This window comes from Pseudomonas sp. TE3552 (assembly GCF_056278945.1).
On sequence record NZ_JBWBQJ010000001.1, the window covers coordinates 2208252 to 2227541 of the forward strand.

A 19290-nucleotide genomic window follows, 5' to 3' on the forward strand; every position below is an offset into this window, starting at 1 on the left:
CAAGGCCAACAAGGCTGGTAGCCCCAAGGAGAAACAGGAGCTGTTCGAGGCTGCGCTGAAATACGACACCCTGATCAAGGGCGAGCGTTTCGAGGTGAAAGTGGCTGAGCAGACCCAGGCGAAGGAAGTGGCGGTAAAAATAACCTGCCGGGACTGCGGCCTGGTGATCCAGGAGTTCGACGTGGTGACGCGCGAGGGTGTCGTCAAGGAGTGCAAGGCGAGCTGGGGCCAGGTCGGACTCACACAGCTCAAGCGGGAAGAACAGTTGGCGCAGCGACCGGATGTGTTCGGCCCGGGAACCGTCGTGCACGTCGCCATCCCGAAAGGCCAGCGGGGCAACCTGGAAAACAAGTTCGGGAAGGAAAACAAGCCACACATGTCGGGGAAAATTCAGGAGCACTAGCGTATGGCGTTTTCGTATCCGATATCGATCCATTTCCCATCGCTACCTCGGGACAGTCTGAGAGAGAAGTTGCTGGCCGTGATCACGGCCTTGAAGACAAGACATATCATGGCCGCGCGATTGCAGGATTGCGTGTCAGAGCTGGTGGTCGACCCCGTTTCCGGCGAGTGGCTCGACACCGTCTCGGTCGCGGCCGACTGTGTGTCGCTGGAACAATGCCTGGAGCGGTATCGCTGGCTGAGCCTGGAGGTAGAGCTACGGCTCGGACAGGGACGTTATTTCGCGGCGCTATGCAGCTTTCCTGATGGCGAAGGAACGGATCGCGGCGGACTCCAGTTCAATTTCGGCGACCGTGCGTTTCCGGCGATCTATGAGTTCGAGGACGGCACAGACGGCCAGTTCGATGCTGAGATCAAGCGCGACTTCCTAGCGGTCTGCATGACGGTCGTGCGGCAGGTCGGTGCTGAAGCATTCATCCTGCTTCAGGATCAGGGCGAGTTCCGCAGCATCGAGCTGGATGAAGTCATGCAGCGCCTTACCGCGCCCGAGATGAGTCTCCACGGACGGCGGCCGGGATCGATTACCGGGGTGCGCTCGACCTATTTGTCCGGTGAGCGGATGCGTGAGCTGTGGGAACTGCCCGAAGATGATCCGCGCTGTTTCAACGCGGCCGGCTATACCGTGCTGGACATGATCCAGCGGTTCGTGTGGAAGGATTGATGGACGGCGTGGTGAGTCAGATGGTCGCCCTTCACGCCGAGGAAGCCTCTTTCCTCACCATGCTTCGCGGCTACGCCGTACGCGCCCCGCACTACGACCTAGAGGAGCTGCGGAAACTCGACCAGCGCATCGAGGCGCACATCGACGGCTTGGCCATCGCCGGCCAGACTGGATACGACACCTTGCTGGCTCAGCTCGACCCACACGCCATCGGTGAGATGTTCACCAGTGTGGTGCTGGCCTTCGAGGCGGGAAATGCGGAAGTGTTGTCTCGGCTTAGCGAACACTTGCGAAGTGCCATGGAAACGGAGCGCGGTTATCTGATGGCCTTGGGTTGGCTCGACTGGGAGTGGGTATCGCCCTGGATCGATCGCATGCTCGCATCCCCTGAGCCCCTGTTCCACCGCCTAGGCCTGGCCGCCTGTGGCATGCACCGCCACGACCCCGGCCCTGCCCTGCTTACCGGACTTTCCGATACTGACCCAAGCGTGCTGGCACGTGCCGCCCGCACTGCCGGCGAGCTGCGCCGTCGTGACCTGATGCCGACAATCCGCACCCACCGTCAACACAAGGACACAGCCACCCGCTTCTGGGCCAACTGGGCCACCGCACAAATGGGCGATGAGCAAGCCCTGGAGCCACTGCGACAGTTCGCCGAGCAACCGGGCGAGTTCCAGTACCGCGCGCTCTGTGTATTGCTGGCCTGGCAAAAGCGCGAGCACAGCATCGCCTGGATACGCCAATTGCTACAGAACCCTGAACAACGGCGCATCGGCATCCAGGCCATTGGGCTGCTGGGCGATCCGGTCAGCGTGCCCTGGCTGATCCAGCAGATGAGCGACCTGCCTCATGCCCGCGTCGCCGGCGAAGCCTTCAGCCTGATGACCGGCGCTGACCTGGCGCTGCTCGATCTGGAATTGCAGGACCTGCCGGATTTCGATGCTGGCCCGAACGACGACCCTGAGGATTGCAATGTCGACATGGACCCCGATGAGAATCTGCCCTGGCCCGACCCGCAGTTGATCGCAGCCTGGTGGCAGGCCCATGGAGGCGATTTCCAGGCGGGCGTCGGCTATGTGCTGGGGCTGCAGCAGCGCGAAAGCAGTTTTCAGCAAGCTCTTGCCCGGGGCCAGCAACGCCAGCGTATCGCCGCCGCATGCGGCATCGCCCGCTTCCGGCCGACCGAAGTACTTTTCCCCACCAGCGCACCGGCCTGGCGGCAAAAGGCATTGTTGGGAGAGCCGGCGGAGTTCGGGCGATGATGAGCAGGCAGCTGCCCTTGATTGCACTGGCGCTCATTCGAGCTTGGAACTGTGCGACGAAACGCGATCTCGTAGGCCTTAGGCACAGGTCAACTGGCTGCAGGTGGAACTGCCGAGGGTGACTGCCTGGCTGGATCAATAGGAACGGAACTGCTAGCGAGGGTGTCATTTGTATTAGGCACCTTTGGTGTTGCAATCCTGTTGAGATAGAGAGGTGGTTTTCATGAACAATATTATTTACATCGTCGGGGCAGTTGTGATCGTCCTGGTTATTCTGTCGTTTGTCGGTCTTGTATAGCTTTCTACTGAGTACGTTCACTCGCTCAAATGTATGGATCCGACGACCCCAGACGGTCGCCGGACGGTGTGGCAAGTTTTGAACACTGACTTACACTGCGATACACCCAATGCGAACGAATGACTGTTCAACGGCTCGATAGGCCCCACGACAATTCCGGGCATCACGTAATGATCTGGGTGAAGCCAAAATGAAAACGGTCACGGCCCTTTTCACCTGTCTGCTCGCTGCCAGCGTGTACGCGGCGACGAGCACCTGTGCAAATGCTGCGCCCCCTCCTCCGCCAATCTTCAAGGCCAGCTTCGACTGCGCCGAGGCAAGGGCATCCGTCGAAAAGCTTATCTGTCGCGATCCGCAACTGGCGCAGATGGATATCGAACTGACACGTCTTTATCGCCTGGCGCTCACGGATGAACATTCAGTACCGCGACCAGACAAAGTCTTGATCGACCAGGAGTTCTGGATCGAGGACCGCAATCAGTGTGCCTCCGAGCCTGCGCCCAAGGCGTGCACGATCCGACGTTATGCCGAGCGCGCGCACCAGTTACGCCAAGGCTCGGCCATTGTCAGGACCAAGGATCCGGACAGACTCACCGAAGGCCCCCTGGCTTTTCGTTGTGCAGGGTTGAACGCGGTGATTGCCGCTACCTTCTTTATGACGCAGCCTGGCGTCGTGTACCTGAAATGGGCGAACACTTCGATCACCCTGAACCAGGTGCAGAGTGATTCGGGAACCCACTACACGGGCAAGGATTCCCTGGGGAGCTACAGCTTCTGGCAAGACGGCAACGTGGTCCTTTTCCAGAAGCCAGGCTCAGGGGAAATGCGTTGTGCGGCCGAGCCGGTTGTCTGATTTTTCTGGCGAAAGTACGGGGATGTCAGCGCAGCATCAACACGCGGCATCACCGCCAATGCTCACATAGCTTGACCCAGGCCGCAGGTGGGACACCTTTGGCCAAACTGCATTTATCCAGGTCGCCGACACATTCCTGTGCAGTGCAATCTCCGCCTGCCCCGTGCGTACCGGTTCAAATCACCAGGCAGGTGCTTGCCAGCCCAATTGCTCACGAGCCTCCTGCAGGTCGGATTGCAGATCGTGATCCCACAGCCAGTCGAAACGCTCTGCCAGGGTTTTGCCCAGTAACTGCTCGTTATCGGCTACTGCCGGATCACGCCGTTCATAGAGCTCGCCGGCTTCCCAGGACGTACGTTGCACACGACAGGCGCGTGGACGACGAATAGCGTCATAGACCTCAAGCACCGCTTGCGGGCGGCTCGTCAGAACCTGTGGGTCGGCCAGCAGCCGGGCCAAAAGCCAGGCATCTTCCAACCCCTGCCCTGCGCCAGCGCCCTGGTGCGGCAACATGGCGTGGGCCGCATCGCCGATCAGCCCTACACGGCCGTGCACGTAACCCGGCAGCTCTTCCAGTTCATGCAAAGCCCAAAGGGTCGGTGCCGGAATGCACTCGAGCAGCACTCGCGCGGCATCGCCCCAATCGGTGAAAGCCGCCAGCATTTCTTCCTGGCTGGCATTACGAACCCATGGGGAATCGCTCGGCCAGGAGGGGTCAGGCCGACTCCGATCGGAAATGAACGCCACGACGTTGATCAGCCGGCCTTGCTTGACCGGGAATGTGAGGATGTGTGCATCGAGCCCCAGATACATCTGCGGAACGTCGACAAGGTGTTCATCGACACCCCGAGCCCGATAGGCCGCGCGCAACTGTTGGCTGTCGATCATTCCTCGGTAGGCGCAGGTACCGCTGAAGCGTGGCGCCGCAAGGGGCTGGCCGAGGCCTTGAAGCACATGATCACGAATCGAAGACTTGATGCCGTCAGCGGCGATCAACAGGTCGCAGCGGTGCTCGCTGCCATCGGTGAACAGCACGCGGGCCTGTTCGGCATCCTGTTCCACACTCACCGCACGCTTGCCGAATTGGGCGATGCCCTCAGGAAGTTGGCTGGCCAGAGCGTCGAGAAAGTCAGCACGGTGCACCGAAGACTGCCCTACCCCTTCGGCAAGACTCGCGCCGAGGTAACCGGCATCCTCGCCGCGGCGCCATTCGAACCAAATATCCTGCCAGGGATCAAGCGTGCGGTCGGCGATCTGCCGGTAGGGTTCGGCAATACCCAGGCCGGCGATGGCACGAACGGCGTTGGCGCCGAAGGAAACACCTGCACCGACCTCGCCAAAGGCGGGGGCCGATTCGAACAACTGCACGCTGAGATGGGAGTGGCGGCACAGATCCAGTGCCAATGCCACGCCGGCGATACCGCCGCCGACAATACCGATGTGCAAAGTAGATTGAGAAGTATGCATAGCAAGGTACCCATGAGGCTGATTGTTATTGGAGTAACTGAATCATCGCCATCTGAGTGCTATTGATAAATACCGTAACTCCCATACTCAACATTACGAATGTGAATATTCGTTCGCCGGAAAAATGCTGCTTGAGCGCAACGCCCTTCACCTGAAACGGATCCAGGTGAAGGGCGTTGCACCAATGGTTCAGCCAAGGTGGATCGTGCCGAATAATACATTCGGCAAAGGGGTTTAACGGGATGCGAGAACACCATTCAACTTCGCCACTTGCGTAGCCAATGCGTCCATCAGATCTGGCGACAAGCAGTCATAAGGTTCCAAACCGAGCGCGCGCAGTTTTTCGCGAATTTCCTTCATGTCCTCCGGCGCAGTGCCGGTTTCGATGAGCGACGAAACGAAGGCTGCAAAGCCCGGTGCCGCCCAACCTTTTTGCGGAGAAAGCTCGGTATGCACGAAATCCAGGCCATAGAACGCATGGTCTTTATTTTCGATGCGGCCGAACATATGCGCATGGCACGCTTTGCAAGCATGTCGTTGAATGGTGGCGCGCTCGTCAACGATGGCCAGCTTCTCAGCGTTCGCGATGACGCTGACTTTATCGCGAGGAACGACAGCAACGACCGCGAATTTCGCACCTGCGGGTTTCCAGCACTTGCTGCAGCCACAGGCATGATTGTGCAGGGTCTGAGCGTCAATCCTGATTTCAACCTTATCGGTCGGACACAGGCATTGCAGGGTACCGCCAGAGAAGTTTGCGGCGCTTGGCTCTATGCCGTTATCCAGTGAAGGATGAAGCTTCAAATTGCTCACGATGAACCTCCAGTATCAGGGAGTATTCGAACTGTCTCTGGAGCCTGAGCTCCAGGGCACGTATCAGTACTTGATAATAGTGCGGATCGGTTCACCCCGTTCTGTATCAGGAAGACCAGAATGGCTATTGCCCCGACCAATCCAGGGATTGCGAAAATGAGGAAGCTCGCCTGCAGCGGCAACGATGAGGCATGCAGTGCGCCGCCCAGCAGCGGACCAATGATTGCACCGGTGCGCCCCACGCCCATCGCCCACCCCAGGCCTGTGGCCCGTATCTGCGGCGGGTAATATTGCACCGTGCAAGCGTTGGCCAGGATTTGCGTGCCGATGGTGCATGCGCCGGCAACGGCGATGAGTAAATAGAGCACCGGTAATGGAGCTTTGAGTGCGAGCAGGCTCAGGGCCAAAGCCCCGCAACTGAAGAAGGCGAACAAGACCTTGGCGATGCCTATTCGATCACCCAGCCACCCACCGGCTACCGCGCCGATGATCGCACCAAGGTTCAGTGCCACCAGAAACGCCAGGCTCGAGTTCAAGCCATATCCTGCGGCACTCATGAGTTTCGGCAACCAGGAGCTCAATGCATAGACCATCAACAGGCAACAGAAAAACGCCAGCCACAGCATGAAGGTGCTCAACTTGCGCCCCTCTCGGAACAACTGCGCAATCGACACGTTCGTGCCTTTAGCGACGGTGTGGTTCAACTGATCGGCTGCGCCGCGTACATAACCAGGTACGGCCCGCGTCAGTAACGTCTGGGCCTTGACCGTCTGCCCGGTGCGCAGAAGAAAATCCATCGATTCGGGCAACTGCCATATCAGCAGAGGCAATGCCAACAGCGGGATCAAGGCCACATAGAACACCGCTTGCCATCCCCACTGGGGAATCAGCACCATGCCCAGTCCGGCGGACAGCATCCCCCCTAGGGAGTAGCCACTGAACATGAGGGCGACCAAGGTGCTGCGCGATTTCCTGGGTGCGTACTCGTTCATCAACGCGACAACATTCGGCATGACCCCGCCAATTCCCAGGCCGGCAACAAACCGGCACAACGCAAATGCCTCCGGGCTCTGCGTCAAGCCGTTGATCGCGGTGACACCGCTGAAAAGTGTCACGCACATCATGATGGTTTTGCGTCTGCCTATCCGGTCCGACAAAGATCCGAAAAACAGCGCGCCCAACATCATTCCCACCAGCGCACAACTACCCAGCGCTCCCGCCTGTAATGAGCTCAGCCCCCACTCGGCCATGAGCGAGGGCAACACGACCCCATAGATGACCAGGTCATAGCCGTCGAAGATGATGATGAGTGCGCACCAGAACAGCACGCGCGCATGGAAGGCGTTGAAACGTGCCCCGTCAATCAGGGCTGATACATCGATCGTACGCATGGCATCGCTCTTTTTGTCATTGTTATAGAGCCGGAGGTTCAGATGCCTCCGGGAGTTGCGCAGTGCCCAACTCGCTGGCCGACGTGCTTGAGGATTGGGCATTGCAGCGATCATGGCCAAGGCATCAACCGTGATAAATGCAGTGATCCGAATACCTATTATTTCGAACGTGAATAAAGATCGGACACGAGCAAAAGCCAAGCGACCCTTACAATGGACGCGACGGTTTAGCACTTGGTAGGCTTGCGATTCTTGCAGCGGCCATTTCAGAGCGGTGCAGACCCAACGACGGGCAACGATTTATTGCCTTGGTATGAGCCAATCTGCACGAGGCGTTATGGAATTACGTGAGCTGGATCTCAATCTTCTTTTGGTGTTCAACCAACTGCTCATCGACCGTCGGGTTTCAACGGCGGCGGATAATCTTGAGTTGACTCAACCTGCCGTCAGTAATGCGCTAAAGCGCTTGCGTAGCGCCTTGAACGACGAACTTTTCGTACGCACCTACCAAGGAATGGAGCCCACGCCTTACGCCCGTCAGCTGGCTGAGCCGATTGCGCAAGCCATTCAAACATTGCGCGATGCGCTTGGCCGACAGGACACGTTTGACCCGCTCAATTGCAATCGCAGATTCACCATGGCCATGACCGATATTGGTGAAATCTACTTCATGCCACGGCTGATGGATGCTCTGGCTGAACGCGCGCCGGGTTGCTCGATCAGTACGCTGCGCAACAACACCGATACCTTGGCCGAAGGGCTGCAGAACGGTGCAATCGACCTTGCCGTCGGATTGCTTCCTCACCTTCAGGCCGGTTTTTTCAAGCAGCGCTTGTTCCACCATCGCTACGTCTGCATGTGCCGCAAAGGCCATCCTGCCACCAAGGAACCGTTGACGCTGGAACGGTTCTGCAGCTATGACCACGTTCGTGTGGTAGCGGCGAACACCGGACACGGCGTCGTCGATAGCTTCCTCGCACGGGCCGGCATCGAGCGAAATATACGTTTGGAGGTTCCGCATTTCGTCGCGGTAGGTCACATACTGCAACGCACGGACTTGTTGGCAACAGTGCCTGAACGGTTTGCCATCAGTTGCGAACAACCCTTCGGACTCGCCGTTCTACCGCCGCCTCTGGAGCTGCCGAAAATCGAGATCAATCTGTTCTGGCATGCCCGATACAACAAGGATCCGGCCAATCGTTGGTTGCGCCAGCTCATGTTCGAGCTGTTCTCCGATTAATTGTGGCTGCATCCAATCATCGAGGCTTGAAAACTCAGGCTTACTGTCTTGTCCGCGATCATCAAGATAATTGCCGTCGTCACGCTGATCTCCGTGAGTATGCTGCTGATCGCCAGCTCCTTCGTCTCCCCCACTGGCGTAACGGCATCGCTGACGCACTTGCTGGACAAGCAGGCTGCCTTCCCCAATGGCCTGTTCGGCTTCTTCGCCGGCTTTCAGATGGCGATCTTTTCGTTCGCAGGTACGGAATTGATCGGCACCGCGGCCGCCGAAACCAAGTCGCCCGAAAAGACGTTGCCCAAAGCCATCAATTCCATACCGCTCAGGATCATCCTTTTTTATGTTCTGTCGCTGGTTTGCATCATTGCGGTGACCTCATGGCAGCAGGTATCGCCCAACAAAAGTCCCTTTGTCGAACTGTTCCTGATCGCGGGTTTTCCAGCGGCGGCCGGCATTGTGAACTTTGTGGTGCTGACCTCTGCGGCGTCTTCCGCCAACAGCGGCGTGTTCTCGTCCAGCCGTATGTTGTTCGGCCTGGCCGACCTGGGCAACGCACCCGGTATCTTCAGACGGCTGTCGAAAAACAGCGTTCCGCTCATCAGTCTGGCCTTCACGACCTTTCTGATGCTGCTGGGGGTGCTGCTGCTGTTCATCATCCCTGAAGTCATGACCGCCTTTACCATCGTGTCGACGGTGTCGGCCATCTTGGTGATCTTTACTTGGTCGACCATCCTGGCGTCTTACATTGCTTATCGCAAAGCAAGGCCCGACCTGCATGCGCAATCCCGCTACAAAATGCCTGGAGGCGTGCCGATGGCGTGGTTCTCCCTGGCATTCCTTGCATTTGTGCTATTCCTGCTTGCCCTTCGCCCAGACACCCGCCTCGCACTGTGCGTGATGCCTGCATGGTTCATCTGGCTGGCAATCGCCTACCAATTCTCACATTTCAGGAGCAGGAACCTGGCCAGCCTCGCAGCCAGGCAGCACAGCTGAAGTCAGAGCATGGCCATGGATCGGCCATTTTTTGACCCCAAGTGCCTGATCGATCACGCGACACTCAACCGATTTCTACCCTGCGACTTTGCCGAGTAAAGGGCGCGGTCTGCGCGATCGATCAGCGCTTTTTCATCAGGATCGCTATCGTTGGCGACGCAGGTCGCCACTCCCAGGCTGACCGTCACGATACCGAACGGACTCGACAGGTGCGCCAATCGCTCGGCAGCGATCCCGGACAGGATCGCCTCGGCAACCGTGCGTGCTCCAGACTCGTCCGTATTGGGCATCACAACGGCGATTTCTTCTCCGCCATAGCGAGCAGCCATATCCCCCGGACGACGCACACAGTGCTTGATCGCCTGACAGATGACCCGCAGGCATTCATCTCCCGCGAGATGCCCGTAGTGATCGTTGTAGCGCTTGAAATAATCCACATCGATCAAGATCAGTGACAGAGGGCTGGCGAGTCGTTTGGCGCGTTTGAATTCGACATCCAGAAACTGATCGAAATGGCGACGGTTGGCGAGACCGGTGAGCTTGTCCTCACTGGCGAGAATCTCCAGCGTCTGGTTAAGCTCGATCAGCGCGGTCTGGGTGGAGAGCAATTTGTTCTCGGCCCGAATACGCCGACTGATGTGGGAAATCAACCGGCGCCCCAGCGCGACCAAGAGTCCCAGCAGCAACACCACGACAGCGACGGATTGTTCTGTCTGTCTCCACCAGGCCTGCATCGCCTCGTCCTGCCCCACCGCTACCGTCGTCACGAAGGGATATTGCTCGCTTCTCTTGAATGCATAGAGGCGATGGATGCCATCGACTTTCGAGGCAAAGTCCACGGTGCCTGATGAGACGTTGCGCAAGTACTCGGAAAATATCGGCGCGCGAGACAGGTCGCGACCGATGTCGTCCACCTCAAAGGGGTACCTCACCAGCAGGCGCCCTTCGGCCGAGGTCAGGCTGATCGCGCCGAATTGCCCCACATGAATGCTTCGGTAAAGTTTGAGGAAATGTTCGAGGCTGATGGTCGCGGCGATCACCCCGGCAAAACGCCCATCTGGATGATCAATGCGTCGACTGACCGAAATCACCCAGGCGCAAGTGGCACGGCTGAGAATCGCCGGGCCGATGAATATGCCGCGATCCGGAGTGTCGCGGTGATGCTGGAAGAACGCACGATCGGCGTTGTTGCTATTGGCTGAAAACGACGTGTTGGTCGAGAATATCCAGTCCCCCTGGGCGTCATACAGCACCACGCTATTCAATTGCGGGAGTGCAGCCATCTCCTGAGCAATCACCCTGCTCAACCACTCGAGCTGCGGTGGGCCGCTGCCGTCTTTCTCGATCCTTTCTGTCAGGCCCAGCAGCAACACTTCACTTTGCTTGAACGTGCCCTCGGTGTAAGTGTTGAGCGCACGGGTCAGATTCAATGTGTCGATATTGATATCGCTCAACGTGTTTTGTCGGGCTGTCCATATCTGCCAGGCCGTCAGCAGCACCACGGATACACACACCAGAAAGATCAGCAAAGTGGCAAGTCGAAGATCGCGTTTCAAAGGAGTACCGGGCGGTTGAAGACACATGCGTCAAAAGCTCGCGCATTATAGAGGGCTTTCGAACAGCACTGCTGATGCATGGAACGCTCTGGCTTGCCGAGTGGGCTCTAGCGCCAGGAATGCCTCCACCACCCGCAGAGCGTTATGGGCATAGGGCGAATCACCAGCGCGCGTCTGCGGCACGAAGGGCGGCTTCCTTAGCATTTGCTGAATGCACATCTAATTAAAAACCTGCTAAGTTGTACGATGACAGACGAGATGGTGCGTTCATCTGTCATCCCTCATAACAACAAGGAAATACCCATGAAAAAAATGAAATTGCTTATCGGTTTTCTGTGCCTCGTCAGTGGCTATGTGTTGGCAGCCCCCTCATCGGGCGAGAAAGACGTTGCCGCAGCGGTAGACCATCTGACTCAAGCCATGCTGAACAAAAACATTCCCCAGTTGAATGCGCTGACCGCTGAAAGCCTTACCTACGGGCATTCCAGCGGAAAAATCCAGGACAAGAAAGAATTCATCGCCGACATCGAAACCGGAAAAAGCGCGTTCAAAACCCTGGAGATGCAGAACCAGAAAATCACCGTGTCGGGTGATGTGGCTTTGGTTCGCCATCATTTTTCGGCGCAAGCCATCAAGGGAACCGAGATCGTCCCTACGGAAATCGAGAATTTCCAGATCTGGCAGAAACAGGATGGAAAATGGTTACTGGTAGGACGACAGGCGTATCGTTTCTGATTTTCGCATGAGTCGGTTTTGTGCCGGGCATACCGCATCCCGGGGTTGCGACTGCTTCGCAGCCGAACGGGAGCAAGCTCCCTCGCCACAAAGATTTCACTGGCCACAGGGATTATTGGGTGTCAGATGATAGTGATGCTGGATGTGATCCAGCACGGCGCAACCTTTGATCGTTCCCACGCTCTGCGTGGGAATACCTCAACGCACGCTCCGCGTTCGGCTCCGGAAAGGACGCAGCTCGGGACTGGCGCAATATCCCGAAGTGCTCAATCATCCTCATGCAATTTGATGCCGCGTTTATGCAGCAGGTATGGCACCAGCAGCACCAACAGCGTCAGCGCCAGCACCGAGGCCGCGATGGGTTGCGTGACAAAGATCATCCAGTCGCCCTGGCTGATGGACAAGGCGTTACGCAGTTGTTTTTCCGCCATCGGCCCCAGCAACATGCCCACTATCACCGGGGCGACGGGGAAGTCGAAACGCCGCATCAACACCCCGGCCCAGCCGATGCCCAGCATCAGAAACAAGTCGAAGGATGAATGGCGCATGCCGTACACGCCGATGGTCGCGAACACCAGAATCCCGGCGTTCAGGTACGGTCGCGGAATCTGCAGCAGTTTGACCCAAAGGCCCACCAACGGCAGGTTCAGCACCAGCAGGATGACGTTGCCGATGTACAAAGAAGCCACCAGCGTCCAGACCAGTTCGCCTGAGGTCTGGAACAGCAGCGGGCCCGGTTGCAGGTTGTAGTTCTGGAACGCGGCCAACAGAATCGCTGCCGTGGCCGAGGTCGGTATGCCCAACGTCAGCAGCGGAACCAGCGAACCAGTCGCGCTCGCGTTATTGGCCGCCTCGGGCCCGGCGACGCCCTCGATGGCGCCCACGCCTTTGCTGGCCGCGAACTCTTTGGGGTACTTGCTGAGTTTGCGTTCGGTCGAATAGGACAGGAACGTCGGAATTTCCGCGCCCCCGGCCGGAATCGACCCGAATGGAAAGCCGATCAGGGTGCCCCGTAGCCAGGCGGGAACCGAGCGTTTCCAGTCGGCGCGGGTCATCCACAACGAGGTCAGGCGATGTCGACTGCCCGTTTCTTCCTTTTGGTAAAGCACGCTGTACAAGGCCTCGCCGACCGCAAACAAGCCCACCGCGACCAGCACCACTTCGATGCCATCGACCAATTCGGGCACGCCCAAGGTGTAGCGGGCAATGCCTGAAGTCGAGTCCAGGCCGATCAAGCCGATGGTCAGGCCGATACCCAATGAAGCAAAGCCGCGCAACATCGACGCGCCGAGTACCGCAGACACCGTTGTGAAAGCCAGCACCAGAATCGCGAAATACTCCGCCGGCCCGAACTTCAGGGCCAGGGCCGCAACCAGAGGGGCGAACAGCGTCAGCAAAATTGTCGCGATAGTACCGGCCACAAACGAGCCGATAGCCGCCGTCGCCAGCGCCGGGCCTGCCCGTCCGTTGCGGGCCATGAGGTTGCCTTCCAGGGCCGTGACCATGGAGGACGATTCCCCAGGAGTGTTGAGCAGAATCGAGGTGGTCGAGCCACCAAACTGAGCGCCGTAATAGATACCGGCGAACATGATCAGCGCCCCGGTAGGATCGACCTTGGCGGTAATCGGCAGCAGCAAGGCGACGGTCAGCGCCGGCCCGATCCCCGGCAAAACACCGATCGCGGTGCCCAGCAGGCAACCGATAAAGCCCCACATCAGATTGATCGGCGCCAGCGCGGCACCGAAGCCGCTTGCCAGACTTGCAAGAATATCCACCTTATCGACCTCCTTCGGCCCGGATCAGATCCAGGCGTTGATCAGGGGCGGCAGGGAAACCCCTAGCCCTGCGGTGAAAAGCCAGTAGATCGGTAAGGTCAGCGCGATGCCGATAGCCAGGTCTCGCAACGGGCTGCGACTGCCAAAGCCCCGTGCCGAACAGGCAAATAGCAATGCGGCCGCCAAGACGAAGCCGATGTAGGAAATGAGCACGGCGACGCCCACCAGCCCCGCCGTGACCCACGACGCCCCGGACTTGCCGCCGGGCTGCGCCTCGATGGTGTCATGCTCATCGCCAAGGTTGCGAAAACCACCGGTGAGCGCCTGATAGCACATCAACAGGCCAACGATGCCCAGAAACGCCGCGACGGCGTAGGGATAAACGTAGGCCGCCATGATGACGAAGCCCATCTCGGGAGGAAACCGCGAGGCGCCGATTGCCAATACCGCGCTGATGACCACTACACCGATGCCAATCGCCAGTTGGGCCGGTATGACTCTCCAGCGCCCGGTCATTTCAAAGCAGCCCGACCTTGACCAGCATCGCCCGCAGGCGGCCATGTTCTTCTTCGACGAATTTGCCAAAATCATCTCCGGTCAGAATGCTCGGAGTCCACGCATTGGTTTTGACGTTTTCTTGCCAAACAGTGCTTTTGGTGGCGGTCAGGACAGCTTCGGTCAGTTCTTTGCGCTGGTCAGGCGTCAGGCCTGCTGCGCCGTAAACACCCCGCCAGTTGCCAATGGTCACGTCGTAGCCAGCCTCTTTGAGGGTCGGTGCATCGATGCCTTCAACGCGGCTGGGCGCACCGATGGCGAGTAGGCGGAACTGCTTGGACTGCACGTATTTGGCAAGCTCGGCGTAGCCGCCGGTGATCACCGTGATGTGGCCACCCAGCACCGCGGCGACGACTTCGCCGCCACCGGCGAAGGCCACGTAATTGACCTTGTTGACGGGCACGTCCATTTTGCTCGCCAGTTCGGCGATGCCAATGTGATCGATCGAGCCCTTGGAGCCACCGCCCCACTTGATGCTGGAGGGGTTGGCTTTGAAGTCTTTGAGCAAATCTCCGAGGGTTTTGTACGGCGAATCGTCACGCACGGCAATCACGTTGTATTCGGTAAACAGCCGGGCGATGGGTGTCACGTCTTTCAAGGTGATTTGCGGTTTGTTCTGCTCGATGGCCGCGACCATGATGGCGCCGACGACGATCAAGGCATTGGCATCGCCCTTGGTGCCGTTGGCAAATTGCGCCAACCCCAAGGTGCCGCCAGCGCCACCCTTGTTTTCGAAGGTGACGGCTTTGGCCGTTTTGGCCTCGACCATGGCTTTGCCCAGCACCCGCGCGGTCTGGTCATAACCGCCCCCGACCGAGCCTGGGGCCATGAACTTGACAGTGTCCAGCGCAAAAACAGGTGATGCGAGCGTGGCGGCGGTAATGACGGCGGCGGCCATGTTGCTGCTGAATCGACGGAACAAGGCAAGCATGTGTGATCTCCCGATAACAGTTCTTGTTGTTTTCGATCAGGGGTAGCCCCTGCTCGTTGAACAGGCATCTGGGAATAAGCGTAGGTCATTGTTGTGTTTGTTGGTGTCCTTTCAATCAACCGGATGGTAATGACCGATAGCCCCGCGCAATGAGCTGATGTCCCGCGGGGCTGGTACCAAAAGCAGATCAGAAACGCAGGGGCATTATTCTATTAGGCTGCACGCCCGCGTTTCAGGCCTTTACCGGGACCGCCGATACCACCGCGTCCTCAAGATCCAGCGTTCTGGCGTGAGCCAGGGCCTCTTCTTCGCTCATCAGTTCGCCTTCCCATTTGGCGACCACGGCAGTGGCAATGGAGTTGCCCACCGCATTGGTTGCCGAGCGCCCCATATCGAGGAACGTATCGACCCCCAGAATCAGTAACAGCCCGGCCTCGGGAATATTGAACTGGTTCAGCGTCGCGGCAATCACCACCAGGGACGCCCGCGGTACACCGGCCATACCTTTGGAGGTCAGCATCAGAATCAGCAACATGGTGATCTGGGTACCAATGGACAACTCGATGCCGTAAGCCTGGGCGATAAACAGCACTGCGAACGTGCAGTACATCATCGAGCCGTCGAGGTTGAACGAGTACCCCATCGGCATGACAAAACTGGAGATCTTGCGCTTTACACCAAAGCGATCGAGGGCCTCGATAATTTTCGGATACGCCGATTCGGAGCTCGCCGTGGCAAAAGACAGCAGAAAGGCTTCCTTGATCAACACCACGAGCTTGAACACCCGCGGTCCGAGAAACAGCAGGCCAGCCAGCACCAGCAGCCCCCACAACAAGAACAGCCCCAGGTAAAAATCGCCCATGAAGACGGCGAATTTCAACAGGATTGCCAACCCGTTCACCGACACGGTCGCGGCCATGGCGGCCATCACTGCAATGGGTGCCAACTTCATCACGTAACCGGTGATTTTCAGCATCGCGTGGGACAACTCTTCGATCAGACCCACCAGGCGCTCGGCCTTTTTGCCCAGCGCCGCCAGCGCGACACCGAAGAACATGGAGAACACCACGATCTGCAGGATTTCGTTGTTGGCCATCGCCTCGGCGAAGGATTTGGGTACCAGGTGGACGACGAAATCCTTCAGGGTGAAGGCTGACGTCGCAAGGTTAGTGTGGGCACCGATATCGGGCAGTGGAAGGCCGAGGTTGTGGCCAGGTTGTAGCAGATTGGCCATGACCAGCCCCAGCACCAGAGACACCAACGAAGCCGTCACGAACCAACCCAGAGCCTTGGCAAAAACGCGCCCGACCGACGCGGCATCGCCCATATGCGCGATACCAACCACCAGCGTCGAGAACACCAGCGGCCCGATCAGCATTTTGATCAGACGCAAAAAGACATCCGAGACAATGGAGATGTACCCCGCTACTTTGGTCGCCGATTCCTTGTCCGGAAAGTTGATGAACACCATGTAACCGATAAGGATCCCCAGGGTCATGGCGATCAGAATCCATGCCGCAGCCGGTAATTTGCTCTTCATAAAACACCTCCATGGGTTTAACCCAGTTCCAATTGCCTCAATGGCAGCGATTCATTCGCAACAGGTTGATCCATGCACTGAACGACTTTTATCCGCTCAAGTGCGCTGAACCGGGCAGCAAGCAAACCGCCCTTGAATCGGGGCGGTGCTTGAACAAGAGGTGAATCGTTATTTTTGTTATCAGCCGACTACGTCATGCAGGCATCATGTACACGTCGGGAGGCTCCGGCAGTGCAGCGAGCATGTCTTGCAGTCCGGCGGCCCACTGTGCACGGATACGATTGAAGTAAGGGTCGTCGGCCGTGATGCGATAACTTTTCGCACAGGTAAAACTGTCTTTGCGGTACACCAGCAGGTCCAGCGGCATGCCCACCGACAGGTTGCTGTGCATGGTCGAGTCGAACGAGATCAGCCCGCAGCGCAGGCCTTCGTCGAGTGAGGTGCGAAACTTCAGGTTGCGATCCAGGATCGGCCTGCCGTATTTGCTTTCACCCAATTGCAGGAACGGCGTGTCCTCCGTCGCTTGAATGAAGTTGCCTTGCGGGTAAATGCTGTACACATCCATGGGCCCGTCCGCGATTTGCCCACCGACCAGAAAGGAACAACTCAAGTCGGTCTTGCCCGCCAACTTGGTGCGATCCCGGGCGACGACTTCGCGAATGGTTTCGGCCACCAGCACGGTGGCGTCATAGAGCGTGCGGACATTTAGCAGATGGGTACCCGACCCGCTAGCACGTTGCTTGAGCAGGTTGACCACCGATTGCGACGTGGCCAGGTTGCCCGCTGTTTGCAGTACGATCAGCCGCTCTCCTGGCGTGCTGAAAATAAACAACTTACGGAAGGTTGAAATCTGGTCGATACCGGCATTGGTCCTTGAATCGGAGATGAACACCAGCCCGTCGGCCAGGTGCATAGCGACGCAATAAGTCATTCGTGTTAACTCGTGAATTTGAGATGAGAGGCCATACCGTCTCCACGACGGTATGGCCAGTTGCTGCGACTGACTCGGGGTTATTGGTGTTGAACCTGAAACAGGGACGTTACCTGTACCCGAGCCAGCATCGACTCAGCCCCGCCGCCACGACGCATACCGCGTACCGGACAGGCGTCCAGGTAGTCCAGACCCACCGCCAGTTTCAGATGGCGTTCGGGCCGGGCCAACCGATTCGTCACGTCGAAGCTGTACCAGCCATCGTCGAGCCACGCTTCGGCCCATGCATGACTGGCCAAGTGATTTTCATCTTCGGTACACAGGTAGCCAGAGACATAACGTGCGGGAATTCCCAGGCTGCGGGCGCAGGCAAGGAAAGCGTGGGTGTGGTCCTGGCACACCCCTCCTCCGCCCGCAAACGCCTCGGCTGCGGTGGTATCCACCGTGGTCGCACCCGGGTTGTAGACCATGTGGTCGGCCAGGCCAGTCATCAGGTCGATCAGCGCCGTCCGATCACGCCGCGTACCGCAGTGCTGCACGGTAAAGGCATTCAGGGCATCGTCCAATTTTGTCAGGTGACTGGTGCGCAGAAATGGCAAAGGCGATTGGCTGTCGCGTTCAAACTCACGGTCCGGATCGATTTCCACCTGACCATAAGCCGTCAGCACCAGAGCTCCGTGGGGCTCGTCCATCGTCAACACATGCAGGATGTTGCCGTAAGGATCGAACTGGCTGCGGACCAGGCGCGGCAATTCCAGGTGCCATTCGAGGATGCGCTGGCGATCGCTGTTCTGCGGTGTCAGCCGTAGGAACTGGATGCTGGTGCAGACTTCGTCGGCATAGCTGTAGGTGGTGTCGTGGCGTATGGACAGTTTCATACGACCTCCAGATAGGACTCGTGCACGGTCTGACCAAGATGGCGAACCTGAGAGATGAAATCAGTCAGCCACAGGTGCAGACCGAAGCCGAGAATCTCGTCAATCCCGGTATAACGCAGCCGCGCATTCAGTTCCGCAGCCAGGCGCTGGGCCGGTCGGCCGTTGTTGCCCGGCAGGCTGGCGAGGATCTGGTCCAGTTCCTCGATGCAAGCGTGCAGCGAACGCGGCACATCGCCGCGCAACAGCAGCATTTCGGACACCTGCTCGGCACCGGGCGCGTTGCGGTAGATCTCGTTGAACGCCTCGAAGGACGACAAGGCGCGCAGCAAGGCGCTCCACTGGTAGTAGCCGCGGGCCGAGTTGTCACTCACCTCCTCCGACTCTTCGCCGAACATTTCGTAGCGCGCATCCAGCAAGCGCAGAGTGTTGTCGGCCCGTTCAAGGAAGGTGCCCAGACGAATGAAGCAGTAGGCATCGTTGCGCATGATGGTGCCCGAGGTTGCGCCGCGAAACAGGTGCGAGCGCTCCTTGACCCACTCGCAGAAATGGCTGATGCCATAACGCGCCAGGCCATTGCTGGCGATATTGCGCATCTCCAGCCAGGTAGCGTTGATGTTCTCCCACATGTCGGCGGTGATGCGTCCGCGCACCGCGTGAGCGTTGGCCCGGGCGGCCTGCAAACAGCAATAGATACTGCCGGGGTTGGTTTCATCCAGCGCAAAAAAATGCAGCATGCGCTCGGTGTTGAGTTCGCCGTAGCGTTCGTTGTAGTCGTCGAGCGTGCCGGCGGCCAATAACGACATCGCCAGCTCGGCGCGGCCATCGGTGCGCCCGGCCTGGGGCATCAGCGACAGCGAGTAACTGACTTCGAGCATGCGCGCCAGGTTTTCGGCGCGCTCCAGGTAACGGGACATCCAGTAGAGGTCCGAAGCGGTTCTTGAAAGCATGT

16 protein-coding genes and 1 pseudogene are annotated in these 19290 nt (G+C 58.4%); 6 read left to right on the forward strand and 11 right to left on the reverse strand.

Annotated elements, in window-relative coordinates; all coding sequences use genetic code 11:
- Positions 1-406 precede the first annotated feature (406 nt).
- The 3 genes from ACZ9BB_RS09800 to ACZ9BB_RS09810 all read left to right on the forward strand — a co-directional run bounded on the left by ACZ9BB_RS09800 (position 407) and on the right by ACZ9BB_RS09810 (position 3536).
- Positions 407-1123, forward strand: coding sequence for a hypothetical protein (locus ACZ9BB_RS09800; protein ID WP_476213588.1), 717 nt, complete (start codon positions 407-409; stop codon positions 1121-1123).
- Positions 1123-2385, forward strand: coding sequence for a TIGR02270 family protein (locus tag ACZ9BB_RS09805; protein WP_476213589.1), 1263 nt, complete (start codon positions 1123-1125; stop codon positions 2383-2385). Before ACZ9BB_RS09800 ends, ACZ9BB_RS09805 begins: the two co-directional genes overlap by 1 nt.
- A 488-nt stretch (positions 2386-2873) precedes the next feature.
- Entirely contained in the window at positions 2874-3536 is a 663-nt protein-coding gene (locus ACZ9BB_RS09810) for an MliC family protein (RefSeq protein WP_476213590.1), read from the forward strand.
- Between the two features lie 180 nt (positions 3537-3716).
- Here the strand turns inward: ACZ9BB_RS09810 and salA are convergent, their stop codons facing one another.
- From salA to ACZ9BB_RS09825, 3 genes are all read right to left on the reverse strand, one after another.
- Positions 3717-5003, reverse strand: a complete 1287-nt coding sequence (gene salA / locus ACZ9BB_RS09815) for a salicylate 1-monooxygenase (protein ID WP_476213591.1) — start codon at positions 5001-5003, stop codon at positions 3717-3719.
- Between the two features lie 234 nt (positions 5004-5237).
- Positions 5238-5816, reverse strand: a complete 579-nt coding sequence (gene gfa, locus ACZ9BB_RS09820) for an S-(hydroxymethyl)glutathione synthase (protein ID WP_476213592.1) — start codon at positions 5814-5816, stop codon at positions 5238-5240.
- On the reverse strand, positions 5813-7207 hold the full coding sequence (locus ACZ9BB_RS09825; RefSeq protein ID WP_476213593.1) for an MFS transporter: 1395 nt from the start codon (positions 7205-7207) through the stop codon (positions 5813-5815). The genes gfa and ACZ9BB_RS09825 overlap by 4 nt, the downstream gene beginning before the upstream one ends.
- A 337-nt stretch (positions 7208-7544) precedes the next feature.
- Here ACZ9BB_RS09825 and ACZ9BB_RS09830 point away from each other — a divergent pair, with 337 nt between their 5' ends.
- Positions 7545-8447, forward strand: a complete 903-nt coding sequence (locus ACZ9BB_RS09830) for a LysR family transcriptional regulator (RefSeq protein ID WP_476218259.1) — start codon at positions 7545-7547, stop codon at positions 8445-8447.
- Between the two features lie 54 nt (positions 8448-8501).
- Positions 8502-9440, forward strand: a pseudogene (locus ACZ9BB_RS09835) (amino acid permease); the annotation flags it as partial.
- 53 nt (positions 9441-9493) lie between these two features.
- Here ACZ9BB_RS09835 and ACZ9BB_RS09840 read toward each other — a convergent pair.
- Positions 9494-10996 (reverse strand): sensor domain-containing diguanylate cyclase, encoded by a 1503-nt coding sequence (locus ACZ9BB_RS09840; protein ID WP_476213594.1) that lies wholly within the window; start codon positions 10994-10996, stop codon positions 9494-9496.
- 303 nt (positions 10997-11299) lie between these two features.
- On the opposite strand from ACZ9BB_RS09840, the gene ACZ9BB_RS09845 reads away from it, so the two are divergent.
- A complete protein-coding gene (locus tag ACZ9BB_RS09845; protein WP_476218261.1) occupies positions 11300-11731 on the forward strand; it encodes a nuclear transport factor 2 family protein in 432 nt (143 codons plus the stop codon).
- 266 nt (positions 11732-11997) lie between these two features.
- Here the strand turns inward: ACZ9BB_RS09845 and ACZ9BB_RS09850 are convergent, their stop codons facing one another.
- The 7 genes from ACZ9BB_RS09850 to ACZ9BB_RS09880 all read right to left on the reverse strand — a co-directional run bounded on the left by ACZ9BB_RS09850 (position 11998) and on the right by ACZ9BB_RS09880 (position 19288).
- Positions 11998-13506 carry a tripartite tricarboxylate transporter permease gene (locus ACZ9BB_RS09850; RefSeq protein WP_476213595.1) on the reverse strand — a complete coding sequence of 503 codons (1509 nt, stop codon included), beginning with the start codon at positions 13504-13506 and terminating at the stop codon, positions 11998-12000.
- A gap of 24 nt (positions 13507-13530) precedes the next feature.
- Positions 13531-14022 (reverse strand): tripartite tricarboxylate transporter TctB family protein, encoded by a 492-nt coding sequence (locus ACZ9BB_RS09855; RefSeq protein WP_476213596.1) that lies wholly within the window; start codon positions 14020-14022, stop codon positions 13531-13533.
- Between the two features lies 1 nt (position 14023).
- Positions 14024-14992 (reverse strand): Bug family tripartite tricarboxylate transporter substrate binding protein, encoded by a 969-nt coding sequence (locus ACZ9BB_RS09860; protein WP_476213597.1) that lies wholly within the window; start codon positions 14990-14992, stop codon positions 14024-14026.
- Positions 14993-15224: 232 nt separating this feature from the next.
- Positions 15225-16532: a dicarboxylate/amino acid:cation symporter gene (locus ACZ9BB_RS09865; protein WP_476213598.1), complete on the reverse strand. Its 1308-nt coding sequence runs from the start codon at positions 16530-16532 to the stop codon at positions 15225-15227.
- A 193-nt stretch (positions 16533-16725) separates the two neighbouring features.
- On the reverse strand, positions 16726-17463 hold the full coding sequence (locus tag ACZ9BB_RS09870) for a proteasome-type protease (RefSeq protein ID WP_476213599.1): 738 nt from the start codon (positions 17461-17463) through the stop codon (positions 16726-16728).
- Positions 17464-17543: 80 nt separating this feature from the next.
- A complete protein-coding gene (locus tag ACZ9BB_RS09875) occupies positions 17544-18341 on the reverse strand; it encodes a transglutaminase family protein (protein ID WP_476213600.1) in 798 nt (265 codons plus the stop codon).
- Positions 18338-19288 carry an alpha-E domain-containing protein gene (locus ACZ9BB_RS09880; protein WP_476213601.1) on the reverse strand — a complete coding sequence of 317 codons (951 nt, stop codon included), beginning with the start codon at positions 19286-19288 and terminating at the stop codon, positions 18338-18340. Before ACZ9BB_RS09880 ends, ACZ9BB_RS09875 begins: the two co-directional genes overlap by 4 nt.
- Positions 19289-19290 lie beyond the last annotated feature (2 nt).

Excerpts from the sequence above, each read along its gene's own strand:
- ACZ9BB_RS09800 (WP_476213588.1), top strand. The coding sequence starts at position 407 with ATGGCGTTTTCGTATCCGATATCGATCCATTTCCCATCGCTACCTCGG.
- ACZ9BB_RS09805 (WP_476213589.1), top strand. The coding sequence starts at position 1,123 with ATGGACGGCGTGGTGAGTCAGATGGTCGCCCTTCACGCCGAGGAAGCC.
- ACZ9BB_RS09810 (WP_476213590.1), top strand. The coding sequence starts at position 2,874 with ATGAAAACGGTCACGGCCCTTTTCACCTGTCTGCTCGCTGCCAGCGTG.
- salA (WP_476213591.1), bottom strand. The coding sequence starts at position 5,003 with ATGCATACTTCTCAATCTACTTTGCACATCGGTATTGTCGGCGGCGGT.
- ACZ9BB_RS09825 (WP_476213593.1), bottom strand. The coding sequence starts at position 7,207 with ATGCGTACGATCGATGTATCAGCCCTGATTGACGGGGCACGTTTCAAC.
- ACZ9BB_RS09830 (WP_476218259.1), top strand. The coding sequence starts at position 7,545 with ATGGAATTACGTGAGCTGGATCTCAATCTTCTTTTGGTGTTCAACCAA.
- ACZ9BB_RS09845 (WP_476218261.1), top strand. The coding sequence starts at position 11,300 with ATGAAAAAAATGAAATTGCTTATCGGTTTTCTGTGCCTCGTCAGTGGC.
- ACZ9BB_RS09855 (WP_476213596.1), bottom strand. The coding sequence starts at position 14,022 with ATGACCGGGCGCTGGAGAGTCATACCGGCCCAACTGGCGATTGGCATC.
- ACZ9BB_RS09860 (WP_476213597.1), bottom strand. The coding sequence starts at position 14,992 with ATGCTTGCCTTGTTCCGTCGATTCAGCAGCAACATGGCCGCCGCCGTC.
- ACZ9BB_RS09865 (WP_476213598.1), bottom strand. The coding sequence starts at position 16,532 with ATGAAGAGCAAATTACCGGCTGCGGCATGGATTCTGATCGCCATGACC.
- ACZ9BB_RS09870 (WP_476213599.1), bottom strand. The coding sequence starts at position 17,463 with ATGACTTATTGCGTCGCTATGCACCTGGCCGACGGGCTGGTGTTCATC.
- ACZ9BB_RS09875 (WP_476213600.1), bottom strand. The coding sequence starts at position 18,341 with ATGAAACTGTCCATACGCCACGACACCACCTACAGCTATGCCGACGAA.
- ACZ9BB_RS09880 (WP_476213601.1), bottom strand. The coding sequence starts at position 19,288 with ATGCTTTCAAGAACCGCTTCGGACCTCTACTGGATGTCCCGTTACCTG.